Here is a 15,117-nt window from a genome sequence, read left to right on the forward strand (position 1 = left end):
TTGCCATCTAGCGGGCATTCTTTATTCAATCATAATGTTTAATTTTTTAGTTCAAGTCATTAGTCTAAATGTTGATTTGATGTTATCTAAATAAAAAGGGAATTTACAGTGCCAGTGTGTCGTTTTATTGTTTTTGCTGTGGTGCTTGCTTGTTACTTTTCCGTTGTCAGTGCTTCTGAGTTTGAAGTAGAAATCGCTCAAATAGAAGATGCTATTACATCATCAGGCACTGAGAATGTACAGCGGATAGAAGAATTATATCAATTGAGGACTAAGTTAACAAAAAGTGAATATGCTAGGGTGCTTATTCTTGATAGTGTGACTAAAATCTTAGCCGGTCGATACGATATAGCATTAAAGCGATTAAATGTTGCTGAAACCTTGCCTGTTTCAGAAATCCAATTAGCACAAATATATACCTATAAAGTTGCTTCATATTTATCAATCAAGCAATATTCAGCAGCATTGGGTATTCTGACTTTGTACCTCAGTCTTGTTGAAAATACTGATAATATAGAAAAGAAAGCGGCTGCTTATGTCAGAGTTGCTGATTTTTATTTAGAATTAGAGGCGTTTGATGAGGTGACTCGTTACGCCAATATGGCGATTCGTACTAAAGGCTTAAGTTCAACAAATAGGTGTTATTCTCTACTTTCATTGGCGATGGCAGAGTTAAATCTCAACAATTATATTAGTGCTAAAAAGAGGTACTTGAAAGCCGTCGATTTCTGTGATGCTAACGCGGTTCCGATGGGGTCTGCTTTTGGCTTAAAAGGCATAGGAGAAATTAATCTTAAAACAGGCGATTTTGATAATGCGTTAATATTTCTTTTGAAGTCTTTGAAAGGTTATCAGTTCTTTGATTATAAAATGGAAATAAATAGTGTTAATGCGCTGCTTTCAGAAACCTATTTAGCATTATCTCAATATGAATTAGCGGCAGAGTTTGCACAAGGTGTGATTAATCTTCCTTCAAACCCTAGTAATTTAAAGCCTAAAAAAATTGCTACTCAGGTCATGGCGAGTCTTTTATATCAAAAAGGTAAATATCAACAAGCTTTTGATTATCTCACATCCTATCAAGTCTTGAGTATCGACATACTTGATGATACGAAAGCTAAGGCTAATGCTTATCAAATGGCAAAATTTGAAAGTGGGGAAAAAACTCGCGAAATCAACTTACTCAATAAAGAGCGTGAACTTTATAGCGCCAAAGAAGCATTAACTGAATCACAGCGTAACCATGAACGTATGTTATTTCTGTTTATTTGTGGTGGGTTAATTGTGCTCACAATGTTCGCGATCAGCATGACATTGCAAAGAAGTAAGTATAAAAAATTAGTCCAATTTGATGTATTAACAGGGATATATAATCGTGCTACTGCTCAAAATATGGCAGAAGATCTGTTTATCAAAGGCACGGCCAATGGTGCTCATTTTAGCGTGATTTTATTTGATCTGGATTATTTTAAACACATTAATGATCAATATGGTCATGCTGTGGGCGACTGGGTATTAAAGAAGGTGTGTGAGACAGTAGCTAAAAAATGCCGCAATGGCGATATTTTTACCCGCTTTGGTGGTGAAGAATTTGTTATTTTCTTGCCCAATACGAATGAAAGTAAAGCATTAAAGGTCGCCGAGCAATGTAGAGAGCTGATCACTACCATTGATAGTCGTTATTCGGGACACCTCTTTACTGTTCATGCCAGCTTTGGTGTTTCGAGCAATACAGTTGAGGATTTGAGTGTAGATCCCATGTTAAACAGAGCCGATATGGCCATGTACAGCTCAAAAGAGCATGGACGAAATCGAGTCTCGGTTTATCATCCTGATATGCAGGTATTTAAGAGCAATAGTTAGCCAGAATAGCTGAGTCGATGTTCGTGAGTCTATGACGGTGCGATAGCTGCGTATCATTTATTTTTATTGTTTTTTAGTGCCAGTTGATGGGATCTAATTTAAAGAAATGGGTGAGTTCAATGTAAAGCGCTCGATGAGATTGGTAGACTTCATCTGGACGTTCGAAAAAAACTTCTGTGATAACCGCAAAGAACTCCGCTGGGTTGGTGGCTCCATAATAGCTAAAAATTGAAGGAGTATTGTGTTGCGCTTGAGTTTGGAGCAGTTCAAATTCTCGTGTTAGCACGGTAGACCAGCGGGTGTAATCACCTATTGAATGTAAAATAGGTGCACCATTAGCATGACCTGCCTCTTGATCGAGTTGATGAGCAAACTCATGAATGACCACGTTATTGCCATTTTTAGGTGCGGCTGCGTCAGCTTGAGTCGTTTGCCATGAGAGGACAACTTTACCTGTTTCCCATGATTCACCAGATAAGACTCTGTGCTGTTCTCCTATTACGCCACCCACTTTTTGCTCTTGATTTTTAACGATAAAAATAGAAGGGTAAACTAAAATCTGTTTTAGTTTAGGATAAAAGTCTGTATTACGATTAAGCAAAAGAAGGCAAGCTTGTGCTGCGATAGTCACTTTTATCTCATCATTAATGATGATCCCATCACAGCCGATAAATTCTTTTTCATTAATAAAAATCTGTATGAGCCCTTTAAGTTGTAACTGAAGATCTGCCGGTAAAGAGCGAAAGTAAGGCATACCGTGTTTGAGAATAGCTCGCCATTGTGCAGGGAAAGGGCTTGATGTGATTTTTTTTCGTTGTTTTGTCACTCTCCATGAGCGTGAAGCAATCCAAGTGATAGATGAGACTGCTAATATCGACACGATAATAATTGCTAGCATAGAAACTCAGTATTTCTAGGTGATGTATATCAATGAGATGTGGGTGGGTTATCGCAATTCAAGTCTGAGCAGAATGATTGTAAGGTGATTTTTTAACTTTGACATTGAATGAATAGGGTGATTTGATCTTAATGTGGTTTTTTTATATGGTGTATATCTCATTTATTTTGTCCTTTAATCTGAATTTTTGATCATAACAATATGTCCAACGAACCAACTAATATCCTCACTATCCATAGGAAAAGTTTAAAATGAAAAGAATAATAATGTTAACCTTTACTGGCTTATTGAGTCTGTCTTCTCTCTCTTTTGCGAAACAAGCAGAGTTTGATGCGGCAATTGAGCCTGTTCAAATGGATCCCGCAGTGCTGACCGCTGCAGACTACAAGCCAGGTAAATTGCAACATATCGTTCTATTTCGGTATGACGAGCAAGTGACGCAAGCCAAAAGAAATGAAGTCGTACATGCTTTTTTGGCGCTGCAACAAGCGTGTGTACGTGATGGGAAACCCTATATTATCTCTATAGAGACGGGAGTCCAAAACAGTCACGAAGGTGTAGCTCATGGCTTTGAGGATGCCTTTATTGTGACCCTCAAATCTGAAGGAGATCGTAATTATTATGTGGGTCAGCCATTTATTAATGAGCCAGAGTATTACGATGCCGCTCATCAAAATTTTAAAGACTTTGTAGGGCCATTACTGCATAAACCAATTGCAACAACAGGCGTGTTAGTTTTTGATTTTAAAGTTAAAAAATAAAAGGCTGCTAGTATGGATGAACAAGTTTTATTAGATGCCATTAATCAGAAGATGCCATTTGGCAAGTATGCAGGGCGTCAGCTACTTGAGCTGCCTGAGCCTTATTTGGTTTGGTTTCATTCTAAAGGGTTTCCTGCGGGGAAATTAGGTGAGCAACTCGCCTTAATGTATGAGATTAAACTCAATGGATTAGAAGACATGTTGCAGCCCTTGCTGAAGAAAATGAAGAAGTATTGAGTGCCAACATCATGACGGTTTTGTGTAACGTTTCTATCGTGTGTTGCCACGAGCATATTGGTTTTACTTGAGAATGGACGCTATTTTCGAATCTGTTGATAGATGATTCTTATTAGCATGATGTTATATTTATCGTTAATTTACATTCAGGTTGTTTATGCCATTAAATTTAGTGATTCTGCCGTACAATAAGCATTATGCTACTGCTGTGAGTCATATTGTTCATGAGTCTATTCATCATATCAATAATTCTCTGTACTCCCATGAGGATAAATGTGCCTGGTCGAGTGCTCCCCGGTCATCATATTATTGGAATAAGCGTTTAAGTCTCAGTCGTGCATGGATTATCGTGGACCTAAATTGTGATGTTAATGGGCGGCCGAGATGCGGTGGTTTTATTAATGTCGAAACCCATTTCTATACTCAAGGCTATATAGATAGTTTGTATGTTCACCCAGATTATCAAGGTAAAGGTGTGGCATATAAACTGTATGAAGTCTTAGAACGTTGGGTGGGTAAGCAGGGGTATTGTGCTTTATCTGTGGATGCATCTCATGGATCTAAATCCTTGTTCCTTTCATGCGGGTTTAAGCTGCGTCATAGAAGCTATCAAGAAAAGCTCGGTCGTGTTATTAGCGGATTTTTGATGGATAAAAAGCTGTCGAAGTCATTAGACAGCTGGTGATTATCTGCTTTTCTCATTCAGTATGCATTATCTGAAAGCCTTTATTTGATACATTTTTAGCCGCTAAATCCTATGTTGATACTGAGCACTCGGTTAAATGACTGGTGTAATTAACATGTGGAGTAAGTGCTTGTGCAAGAGACGTATTGTCACGTTGCATATAACGAATAAAAGCGAGCGGGATCGTCAGGCCATCAATATTCTCCTGAGACTTAGCTTGCAGTAAAGGTGAGTAACCTTCCTTGCCTGATACTGTATAGGCTGAAGAAACACCAAAGTAATAAGCCTGTTTATCGACAGTGAGCCAAGAGTTACCATCTTGCGCTAACACCTCTAGAGAGAGGATTCTTTTTCCTAATGCTTGTCTGCCATCGTAGCAATACTTTAATCCATAAGTGTAGGGGAAACTGCCAGTACCAGTGCCTATCACGCTGTTATTAGTGGCCGAGTTGATGGCTGATTCTATCGCTTGAAATAGGTGAACCCCTTGGATTTCATAGTGTACTAAAGGCAACTCAAACGGAAGCATACGTCCGACAACATAGGCAAGGCTGACTTCCCCCTTGTTGAGCGATTGTCTGACGCCACCTGCATTGTGAAGTGCAAAGTCTACGTGAGTGAGCAGATCTTTAGCTTCATGATAGATACTTTTGCAAACCCAAGGTGCGATTTCACTGCCGTGGGGAAGTGCTTTACTGGGTAAGCGGGTATGAATGAGATTTCTTGGCACAAAGCCCAAAATGTGCTGTTCCATTGCTGTGATCGTCGGTCGATATTGAGTATTAATAATGTCAGTGATTAATTCATCAGCATTATCCCAAGCGATCCCTGGATGCTGCTTGAGCTTTGTGCGAATATTATGGTATTCACTGGGTGAGACACTGTGTGCTGATTCGACAATAAATGATTTATCCAGCATAAAATAGTTATGCCCGTTTAAAGTCGTTACTTGCCCTGATTGATTAAATTCAATATCAGCGAGACCAATGGTTTCTGCGTGTTTACCTGCATGCAAGATAGGCGTGTTATTCACGTTAACGGGGTAAGGTGTGCAACTGAGTCCAAACTCTTCAAAATTACCTTGTAGTGTGTGAGTGTGTCCACCGACAATCAAACTTATTCCCTCGACTTGTTGGGCTAACACTTTATCTTGTTCAAAGCCTAAATGGCTGAGCACTATAATGTGATGTATTCCGCGAGACATTAAGTGTTGGACCGTTTTACGGGTGGTTTCGATAGCATTGATAAAATGAGTATCGGGATCCGGGCGTGCGATCTGAGCCATTTGGTCTAATGTTATTCCAAAAATCGCGAGCTGCTTGTCTTGCAGTGGTGTCATGATAACTTTCGCTATTTCCATTTCATGATCGTATTCATACAGGTTTTTGTGGCCTTTAAGTGCACTGTCTTTAGTGCTGTCTTCCTGGCTAAGATCCATATTCCCTGCCAATAAAGGGAACTCAATACTTTCAAGAAAAGCGTGAATAGGCTCACTGCCAGCATCGACCTCATGATTGCCTATGACCATCGCATCAGGTTTTAATAGGTTGAGCAGGTGTGCATTCGCTGCTCCTTTAAATTGATTAAAATAGAGGGATCCTTGAAAACTATCACCACCATGAAGAAATAGAAATGCCTGCTCGACTGCAATAGCCTGATTTCTGGCTTTATTTACTTGATAATTAATTCTGGCATACCCACCGCTGTGACTATAAATATCATAGATTTTTTTCTCTTCTTGATAGTGGAAGTGGACACGACTACTTTCGAAATGAGAGTGGGTATCGTTAATATGAGCAAGTTTTAGGGTATAGCGAGTTAACATCTAGACGCTCTCTTTGGGCTAACGATGGAGGATTATACATTGTGAATTAGTGACAAAAAAGAGCAACACATGTTGCCCTTTTTATTATGATAGTGCTTGAACTCGGTCACCTCCCGGCAGGCTGAATCCTACCTTTTGAGGTCGTTTGGGTATAGGAGTCGAACTCGCCGTCATCAGAGAATCTTATCCCCTTATCGGTCATGCGCTTTTTCCATAATTTACGCGCAAGTTGCTGCATATCTGTCACTGGATCGTTACTATCAACAATTTCTAATCCTAGCAGTGATTCAATAATATCTTCTAATGAGACGATACCTTCGCCTGTTCCGTACTCGTTGACAACCATGGCTATTTTAGTATTTCGCTTGGTTAATAATTGGAATAATGGCAGTATCTTAGCCGTTTCAGGAACGGCAACTAAATTTCGTTTTAACTCACCAATAGTTGCTTGAGGGGTTATCCGTTCAGCCAGTAAAACTTCGTTGCGGCTGATGTAACCAATAACGTCATCAGGATCTTCATTAAAGATCGGAATGCGAGAAAATGGTGAGGTTTTGTGCTGGAGAGCAAAGGCTTCTTGTGTCATGGAGCTGGGTAAGCTGAACATAACGGTTCTCGGCGTCATGATTGCTGTGACTGGCATCTCTTTGACAGAAAGCATTTGCGTTAAAATTTTAGACTCTTGTTCATCGAGCTCACCGGATTCTCTGCCCATTTTAGCCATCGCGCTCATTTCTTGGCGAATATATTGACCTTCATCATCTTTACCAAGGCATTTCGTCACCTGATGTGACATCCAGACTAAAGGTAACATCAATTTTTCCATCCATAAGAGTACGATAGAAACAGAGGGGGCTAATGTTCGCCAATAGTTAGCACCAATTGTCTTAGGGATGATCTCTGATAAAAATAGGATTAAGAAGGTTAATACGGCTGAGAAAGCACCGAGCATATCATCACCGAATACTTTAGCTGCTTGTGCGCCAGCGACTGCAGCGCCTATTGTATGGGCGATAGTATTTAAGGTCAAAATAGAAACCAGCGGGGATTCGATGTTGTCTTTTTGTTTTTCCAGGCGAGCAGCAGCATGTGGATTTGTTTTTACCAAATTTGCCACATAACTTGGAGTAACTGAGAGTAAAACGGCTTCGAATACGCTACACAGGAAAGAAATACCAATTGCAACGCTAATTATAACAATGAGGGTGATCATTTAGGGAATTATATTTACAGACCAATATTAGTCCAATTAAATTGTACCATTAAAATTATCCTGTTGCCTCTGTTAAGTCGTAGTAAACTGGTGTTATGGGGCATAGTTGCATTGGGAGCTTAGTCGCTAAAAGTGAGGGTGAGCATCGCGGGTAGCTAAAATAGCGTTCTATCTGTATAATTCGCGCCCCTGTTACGTGTATTGTTAGGTGTTGAGGTTAGTCAAAATGAGTCAAAAGAAGATCAATTTATTGGATCTTGACCGTAAGGGTTTAAGAGCATTGTTTACCGAAATGGGTGAACAGCCGTTTCGTGCCGATCAATTGATGAAATGGATTTATCATTTTGGCGTGAGTGATTTCGATGCCATGAATAATATCAACAAAAATTTACGTGTAAAACTTAAGGCGCGTTGTGAAATTGTTGCGTCGGAAATTTCAAGTTTTCAGAAATCTGAAGATGGTACGATTAAATTTGCTATTAATGTTGGGCAAGGACAGGAAGTTGAGACTGTTTATATTCCTGAAGATGATAGAGCAACCTTATGTGTGTCTTCGCAGGTCGGTTGTGCATTGGAATGTACTTTCTGTTCAACAGCTCAGCAAGGATTTAATCGTAATTTGACCGTGTCTGAGATTATCGGTCAAGTGTGGCGAGTCGCAGACTTTATTGGTTTTGTTAAAGATAAGGGTGAGAGACCCATCACTAACGTCGTCATGATGGGGATGGGTGAGCCGCTGCTTAACCTTAAAAATGTGATCCCAGCCTTGGAGATCATGTTAGATGATTTTGGTTTTAGTCTTTCTAAGCGCCGAGTGACGGTTTCTACTTCGGGTGTTGTGCCTGCTTTAGATAAGTTAGGTGATGCAATAGATGTGGCGTTGGCGGTGAGTATTCATGCATCAAATGATAAGTTACGTGACGTGTTGGTGCCCGTTAATAAAAAATATCCTCTAGAAGATTTTTTAGCGGGTATTCGTCGTTATATTGCTAAGTCTAATGCCAATCGTGGACGTGTTACTGTTGAGTATGTGATGTTAGATCATATTAATGATAGTACTGAACAAGCCCATGAATTAGCTATATTAATGAAAGATACGCCTTGTAAAATTAATTTAATCCCCTTTAACCCATACCCTGGTTCGCCTTATGGACGTTCTTCTAATTCACGTATCGATCGTTTTTCAAAAGTCCTGATGGAATATGGCTTAACAGTGATTGTTCGTAAGACTCGTGGAGATGATATTGATGCCGCTTGCGGGCAATTAGCAGGTGATGTTAGAGATAGAACTCAGCGTTTAGCGAAAAAACGCATGCAAGATAATCAAATATCGGTCACAATAAACTAACTCATTGTAATTTTTTGATAGATAGGCTTATCAATGAAGTATAAACTGCCCCAATATGTGATGCTCATCGTACTCTTATCGAGTACCTTGGGGGGGTGTGTGTCAGAAAGTACCTATAGTGGCACAGATATTCCAGTGATAGAGAAAGAATTTAATAATATATTAGCGGCACAAAAGCGGGCGGAGTTAGGGTTAACCTATTTGCAACAAGGTAACAGTCAACAGGCTAAATATAATTTAGATAAAGCGGTTGAGTTCGCTCCTAATATCCAAGATGTGCACATTTCTATGGCGTATTATTACCAAACTGTTGGTGAACTTGATAATGCCGAAACGGCTTATCGTAAGGCGATTAACCTTAGCGATGCCAACGGAGATGGTTTGAATAATTTTGGTGTTTTTCTGTGCCAACAAGCAAGATTTAAAGAGTCTGAGAAGCTATTTCTTAGGGCTATCGATATGCCAAACTACACTCGTTCTGGTGACAGTTATGAAAACTTAGGTGTATGCAGTCGTAAAGCTGGGGAAATAGACAAAGCGCGGGATTACTTTAATACTGCACTTAAATATAATCCTAGGAGCAAAATCACGTTACTTGAGTTAACCGAGCTCGAAATCGGCAACAATAATTACCTTGATGCTCGGGTTCAATTAGCGCGTTACCATAGCGTGATCACTCAATCGGCAGAGAGTTTAACTTTAGGTGTCACGATTGAGTTAGGTTTACACGATGAAAAAGCTGCCAGAAAGTTTGGCATATTACTTTTAGCTAAGTTTCCCTCATCTGATGAGGCTAAGCGATATCGAGCTAGCATGTACTGATGATAAATAAAAAAGTTGATATGCTCAAGGACGTAGCAGACAGTAATGAAACCCTAAGCACATCCGAACAAGTCACGATCGGATCCCTGTTGAAATCCGCCCGTAAGAAGCAAGGGGCGAGTGTTGGCGATATTGCCGGAGAGTTGCATTTGCGACCGTGTATCGTTGAAAATATAGAAGCGGATAATTTCGCTGATATCGCTTCTGCCATCTATGTAAAAGGATATGTAAAAAATTATGCTCGTATTGTTCAAGCTGACTTAGAAAAGATAAAAGCCTGCTTAGACATACAACTTCCTAAGGCGTGTGCACCTGAAATGCAAAGTTTTTCTCGTAAAACTACACGCCAAGCTCGTGATGGACGCTTGATGTTTGTGACATACCTTATTGCTTTAATTCTGTTAGCATTATTGATTTTATGGTGGGTACAAAAATCTGATACACAAGCCAGTGTGGATTTTTCTCAACCAACGATGGAAGAAATTGCTGATTCTGCATCCGAGTCTTTTTCTACCAGAGCATTACCCGATCCTAATGAGGAGCGAGATTCCGGTATCGAGGACACGGATCGAATAACAGAACCTGCGAATGTTGCTGCAACGAGTGAGCCTGTTGTGCCTGAGAAAAATGTAAAACCCGCGACTCAGCAGCAAGCGGTTATTTCTGAGCAGCAATATTCACTATTAAGTTTAAGCTTAGCTGCCGATTGCTGGATTAACGTCAAAGATGCTAATGGCAACGTATTGATTAATGATTTGAAGAAAGCAGGAAGTCAGCTTGAGGTTGAAGGACGTGAGCCTTTTAATCTTACCTTAGGAGCCCCCCAAGTGGTCACAATCAAGCTTAATAATGAAAGTATCAGCTTGGCCGATTATCCCACAGGACGGGTTGCACGATTAACTTTACCATTTTAATCGATACTGAAAGCTTATAATAGACAATGGTGCTTTAGGGCCACATTGTTATAGACATGTAGAGTAAACAAGATGTACAACGAAAATCCAATCAAAAGACGTGCTTCTACCCGTATCTATGTGGGTAATGTCCCTATTGGAGATGGTGCGCCAATTGCGGTGCAGTCGATGACAAATACCTTAACCACAGATGTCGATGCAACCGTGGCACAAATTCGAGCATTAGAGAAAGTCGGTGCGGATATTGTCCGTGTTTCTGTGCCGACAATGGATGCTGCTGAAGCCTTTAAACTGATTAAACAACAGACCAAGATCCCGTTAATTGCAGATATTCATTTTGATTATCGAATCGCACTGAAAGTGGCTGAATACGGTGTGGACTGTTTGCGTATTAATCCGGGTAATATTGGCAATGAATCGCGTATCAAAAGTGTTGTCGATTGCGCCCGTGATAAGAATATACCTATTCGAATTGGTATTAATGGTGGCTCGCTAGAAAAAGATTTAATGGACAAGTACAAAGAGCCAACGCCTGAGGCATTACTTGAGTCGGCCATGCGCCATGTCGATATTCTTGATAGGTTGAATTTTGACCAGTTTAAGGTAAGTGTCAAAGCCTCCGATGTTTTTCTTGCAGTTGAAGCCTATCGTTTACTGGCTAAGCAAATAGTACAGCCTTTACATTTAGGGATCACCGAAGCGGGTGGGTTACGTGCAGGTTCAGTTAAATCGGCTGTTGGTTTAGGCATGTTATTGGCTGAAGGCATTGGCGATACTCTGCGCATTTCATTAGCCGCAGATCCTGTTGAAGAAATTAAAGTTGGCTTCGACATTTTAAAGTCGCTGCGTATTCGTTCCCGTGGGATCAACTTTATCGCTTGTCCGTCTTGTTCTCGCCAAGAGTTTGATGTAATAAGTACGGTTAATGAACTTGAACGTCGCCTCGAAGATATGGTTACCCCAATGGATGTGTCTATTATTGGTTGTGTGGTCAATGGCCCGGGCGAAGCACTTGTCTCTGATATTGGCTTAACTGGCGGTCATCGCAAGAGTGGCTATTTTGATGATGGTGTGAGACAAAAAGAGCGTTTTGATAACGATAACATTGTTGATTCACTCGAAGCCAAAATCAGAGCAAAAGCCGCCATATTTAACGCACGCATTCCTGTACAAGACTTAAGTAAATAGTGATAAGTAAGCCATTGAACTTCGACAGAGGTTCAGTATGTAACAATGAGTCTTGGTAACAATTTTAGTTTAGTAATGATGCGGTCGAGTATATAAGATATACTCGACCGCATTGTTAATTTTATGGTCAAATCGGACGAGTCTATATCGTGGCAAAACAGATCCAAGCTATTCGTGGGATGAATGACATTCTGCCTACTCAAAGCCCTCTATGGCAAAAATTAGAAAGTGCATTAAGAGAGACTGTTGCCGCATATGGGTACAGTGAAATCCGCACTCCTATTGTTGAAAACACGAATCTTTTTAAACGTTCAATCGGTGAAGTTACTGATATTGTTGAAAAAGAAATGTACACTTTTGCTGATCGTAATGATGATAGTCTAACACTGCGTCCAGAAGGCACTGCATCGACAGTACGTGCGGGTAATGAGCATGGCTTACTGTATAATCAAGAACAGCGTCTTTGGTATATGGGGCCCATGTTTAGGCATGAACGCCCACAAAAAGGTCGATATCGTCAATTTAACCAGTTTGGCGTGGAAGTGTATGGGATAGGCTCTGCAGATGTTGATGCTGAAGTCTTGATGATATCAGCACGTCTTTGGCAAAAGTTGGGGATCAGTGAACATGTTACCCTTGAACTTAATACACTCGGTGATCCCGCTGAGCGTGCAACTTACCGTCAAGCACTTATTGAGTTTTTAGAGCAGTTTAAAGAGCAGCTTGATGAAGAAAGCCAACGCCGGATGTACACCAATCCACTACGTGTTTTAGACACTAAAAATCCAGAGGTGCAGGCGTTACTAGTCGATGCGCCTGAATTGATTGATTTCCTTGGTGAGGAGTCTCGAGCCCATTTTTCACATTTATGTGAACTCTTAGACGCAGTTGGTATCCAATACGTCATAAACCCTCGCTTAGTGCGCGGTTTAGATTATTATAATCGAACTGTTTTTGAATGGGTTACGTCAAGTTTGGGGTCACAAGGTACCGTACTTGCCGGTGGGCGTTATGATGGATTAGTGGAACAATTAGGGGGTAAAAATACGCCAGCTGTTGGTTTTGCTATGGGATTAGAGCGTATTGTATTGATGCTTGAGGCACTAGAATTAACCCATGATATTCCAATTGCAGTGGATGTTTATGTTACTGCGATGGGAGATTCAAGTAAAATTGAAGCAATAAAAATTGCTCAATCTTTAAGAAGCCAGTTGCCTAACCTTAGGGTTATGAGTCATTGTGGTGGTGGTAATTTTAAGAAACAGATGAAACGCGCAGATAAAAGTGGTGCAAGAATTGCGCTTGTTATTGGTGAAGATGAACTTGCCAATAATCAAGTTGCTGTTAAGTATCTTCGTGAAACAAAAGAACAAGAATTAGTTGCACATGATGAATTAGCAGCTTATATCGCCAAGCAGATTTAAGAGGAAGATTGCGTGGAAATTTATAGTACAGAAGAACAACAAGTTGACGCTATTAAGCAGTTCTGGAAAGACTATGGAACATCAATTGTTGTCGGGGCGGTAGTCGGTTTAGGCGGTTTATTTGGTTGGAATTATTATTCTGATCATCAAATTGCTCAGGCTGAATCTGCTTCAGAAGCATTTCAAAGTATCAGTGATCCTCAGATGAGTGAAGCGGAGATGCTATCAGCATCTGAGACATTTGCAAAAGATCATAACCAAGAAGGTTATCAGTCACTATTATCATTAATGCTGGCTAAATCGGCGGTTGAAGCGGGTGATCTTGAAAAAGCTGAAACGACATTAAAGAGTGTCATCGCATCTGCTGCTGACACTAGCTTAGTGATGGTCGCGACGATTCGCTTGGCTCGAGTTCAAGCAGAGCAAGGTCAAATTGCCACAGCGATCACCACCTTAGAACAAGTATCTGATCCTGCTTTTACAGCACAAAAAGATGAGCTTAAAGGCGACTTCTTGGTTCGTAAAGGAGATACAGAACAAGCTAAAGTGGCTTATCAAACAGCGGTTGATAACGGTGGGGTCACGACAAGTCCTGCGCTACAGATGAAGTTAGATAATTTGAATAAGGCATAAGGAAACTGCCCATGAAGTCTTGGTGCAAAACATTGCTCGTTTGTGGATTGAGTTTAGGTCTGTTATCAGCCTGTTCATCCAGTGATGTAGAAGAAGAGCCCGTTAGCCCTTTGCCTGACATTGAGGCTAGCATATTTCCCACTATTAGCTGGAGTGCTTCTGTCGGTCAGGGAGTGGGAGCTTATTATTCACGATTACGCCCCGCAGTTAGATACGGAAAACTCTATGTTGCTGATCGTTATGGCGATGTGACAGCATTTGATGAAGTAACGGGTGACATTGTTTGGGAAAGAGATTTTAGCGCAATATTTAAGGACAATATCTTAGCCAAAAATAAAGGTGCGAAACTAGCAGCAGGTGTGACAGCCGCCCGGAATACCATTTTTATTGGTGGTGAAAGTGGTTTGTTGGGTGCACTTGATGCCGAAACTGGCGATACACGCTGGTCTGTTATGGCTGGAGGCGAGCTATTATCAGCACCGACAGTAGCAGAAGACATGGTTGTTGTTAATACCAGCTCTGGTACCCTAGAAGCTTATAATGTCGATGATGGTAAAAAACAGTGGTCTTATGAATCAAAGCTACCTAGTTTGACTTTACGTGGAACAGGCTCTGCCAATTATGAGGCAGGTGGTTTTTTTGTGGGGACTGCCGATGGTAAAATTGCGGTTGTGATTAAAAACAATGGCCAGGCTGCTTGGGAACAAGCCATTTATACTCCTAAGGGGGGGAATGAGTTTACCCGGATGGCTGATGCCGATATGATGCCGCTCATTATAGGGGATAATCTCTATGCGGTAAATTTTAATGGCAACTTAGTGTCGATGGAAGTGAGAACTGGGCGTATTGTTTGGGCACGTAAGTATTCAAGTTTTCATGAATTAACCAACTCAGGAGTGAATCTTTTTCTTGTTGACGATCATAGTCGCATCTACGCTGTAGATAAACGTAATGGTTTAGAGAATTGGAGCAATACTGAATTAAACAACCGTGATTTAACCTCTCCAATGGTATTTAAAGATTACGTTGTAGTAGGTGACTTCGAAGGTTATCTTCATTTCATCAACAAAAGTGATGGTAAAATAGTAGGCCGTGTCGAAATAGACAGTTCAGGTTTATTTAGCCAACCTTTGGTTGTGGGTGATAACATATACGTTCAAACACGAAATGGTAAGATTGCTAGAATAACGCTTCCATAAGTTATTGTTTAGTCAATAATAAGCCCCTGGAAGCGAGTTCTGGGGGCTTTTTGTTTACTAGGTTGATGTATTTTTCGTTAATATTTTAAAAATTGTAGATTAGAGGC

The 15,117-nt window shown here is 40.5% G+C and carries 14 protein-coding genes; 11 read left to right on the forward strand and 3 right to left on the reverse strand.

Features of this window, described 5'->3' with window-relative positions; all coding sequences use genetic code 11:
- Positions 1–108: 108 nt before the first annotated feature.
- Complete coding sequence (locus HQQ94_RS22970) at positions 109–1,863, forward strand: GGDEF domain-containing protein (RefSeq protein ID WP_173294008.1); 1,755 nt, start codon at positions 109–111, stop codon at positions 1,861–1,863.
- Positions 1,864–1,936: 73 nt separating this feature from the next.
- Here the strand turns inward: HQQ94_RS22970 and HQQ94_RS08515 are convergent, their stop codons facing one another.
- Complete coding sequence (locus tag HQQ94_RS08515; protein WP_173294009.1) at positions 1,937–2,761, reverse strand: zinc-dependent peptidase; 825 nt, start codon at positions 2,759–2,761, stop codon at positions 1,937–1,939.
- Positions 2,762–3,012: 251 nt separating this feature from the next.
- Here HQQ94_RS08515 and HQQ94_RS08520 point away from each other — a divergent pair, with 251 nt between their 5' ends.
- From HQQ94_RS08520 to HQQ94_RS23075, 3 genes are all read left to right on the forward strand, one after another.
- Positions 3,013–3,522: a Dabb family protein gene (locus HQQ94_RS08520; RefSeq protein WP_173294010.1), complete on the forward strand. Its 510-nt coding sequence runs from the start codon at positions 3,013–3,015 to the stop codon at positions 3,520–3,522.
- 12 nt (positions 3,523–3,534) lie between these two features.
- Complete coding sequence (locus tag HQQ94_RS08525; RefSeq protein WP_173294011.1) at positions 3,535–3,759, forward strand: DUF3820 family protein; 225 nt, start codon at positions 3,535–3,537, stop codon at positions 3,757–3,759.
- 157 nt (positions 3,760–3,916) lie between these two features.
- Complete coding sequence (locus HQQ94_RS23075; protein WP_173294012.1) at positions 3,917–4,444, forward strand: GNAT family N-acetyltransferase; 528 nt, start codon at positions 3,917–3,919, stop codon at positions 4,442–4,444.
- A gap of 70 nt (positions 4,445–4,514) precedes the next feature.
- Here HQQ94_RS23075 and HQQ94_RS08535 read toward each other — a convergent pair whose 3' ends face one another.
- Both HQQ94_RS08535 and HQQ94_RS08540 read right to left on the reverse strand, forming a co-directional pair.
- Positions 4,515–6,269 (reverse strand): bifunctional UDP-sugar hydrolase/5'-nucleotidase, encoded by a 1,755-nt coding sequence (locus HQQ94_RS08535; RefSeq protein WP_173294013.1) that lies wholly within the window; start codon positions 6,267–6,269, stop codon positions 4,515–4,517.
- A gap of 106 nt (positions 6,270–6,375) precedes the next feature.
- Positions 6,376–7,482, reverse strand: a complete 1,107-nt coding sequence (locus tag HQQ94_RS08540) for a CNNM domain-containing protein (protein ID WP_173294014.1) — start codon at positions 7,480–7,482, stop codon at positions 6,376–6,378.
- Between the two features lie 226 nt (positions 7,483–7,708).
- Between HQQ94_RS08540 and HQQ94_RS08545 the strand changes: the two genes are divergently transcribed.
- The 7 genes from HQQ94_RS08545 to bamB all read left to right on the forward strand — a co-directional run bounded on the left by HQQ94_RS08545 (position 7,709) and on the right by bamB (position 15,010).
- Positions 7,709–8,830: a bifunctional tRNA (adenosine(37)-C2)-methyltransferase TrmG/ribosomal RNA large subunit methyltransferase RlmN gene (locus HQQ94_RS08545; protein ID WP_173294015.1), complete on the forward strand. Its 1,122-nt coding sequence runs from the start codon at positions 7,709–7,711 to the stop codon at positions 8,828–8,830.
- A 33-nt stretch (positions 8,831–8,863) separates the two neighbouring features.
- The gene (gene pilW, locus HQQ94_RS08550) at positions 8,864–9,652 is read left to right on the forward strand and encodes a type IV pilus biogenesis/stability protein PilW (RefSeq protein ID WP_173294016.1); all 789 of its coding nucleotides are present in this window, start codon (positions 8,864–8,866) and stop codon (positions 9,650–9,652) included.
- Positions 9,652–10,566, forward strand: a complete 915-nt coding sequence (locus HQQ94_RS08555) for a RodZ domain-containing protein (protein ID WP_173294017.1) — start codon at positions 9,652–9,654, stop codon at positions 10,564–10,566. Before pilW ends, HQQ94_RS08555 begins: the two co-directional genes overlap by 1 nt.
- 72 nt (positions 10,567–10,638) lie before the next feature.
- Complete coding sequence (gene ispG / locus HQQ94_RS08560; RefSeq protein WP_173294018.1) at positions 10,639–11,754, forward strand: flavodoxin-dependent (E)-4-hydroxy-3-methylbut-2-enyl-diphosphate synthase; 1,116 nt, start codon at positions 10,639–10,641, stop codon at positions 11,752–11,754.
- A 149-nt stretch (positions 11,755–11,903) separates the two neighbouring features.
- On the forward strand, positions 11,904–13,178 hold the full coding sequence (gene hisS, locus HQQ94_RS08565) for a histidine--tRNA ligase (RefSeq protein WP_173294019.1): 1,275 nt from the start codon (positions 11,904–11,906) through the stop codon (positions 13,176–13,178).
- 12 nt (positions 13,179–13,190) lie between these two features.
- Positions 13,191–13,811: a tetratricopeptide repeat protein gene (locus tag HQQ94_RS08570; protein WP_173294020.1), complete on the forward strand. Its 621-nt coding sequence runs from the start codon at positions 13,191–13,193 to the stop codon at positions 13,809–13,811.
- A gap of 11 nt (positions 13,812–13,822) precedes the next feature.
- Positions 13,823–15,010, forward strand: a complete 1,188-nt coding sequence (bamB, locus tag HQQ94_RS08575; RefSeq protein WP_173294021.1) for an outer membrane protein assembly factor BamB — start codon at positions 13,823–13,825, stop codon at positions 15,008–15,010.
- The last annotated feature ends 107 nt before the right edge of the window (positions 15,011–15,117 follow it).

The organism is Shewanella sp. VB17, from assembly GCF_013248905.1.
Taxonomy (GTDB): domain Bacteria; phylum Pseudomonadota; class Gammaproteobacteria; order Enterobacterales; family Shewanellaceae; genus Shewanella.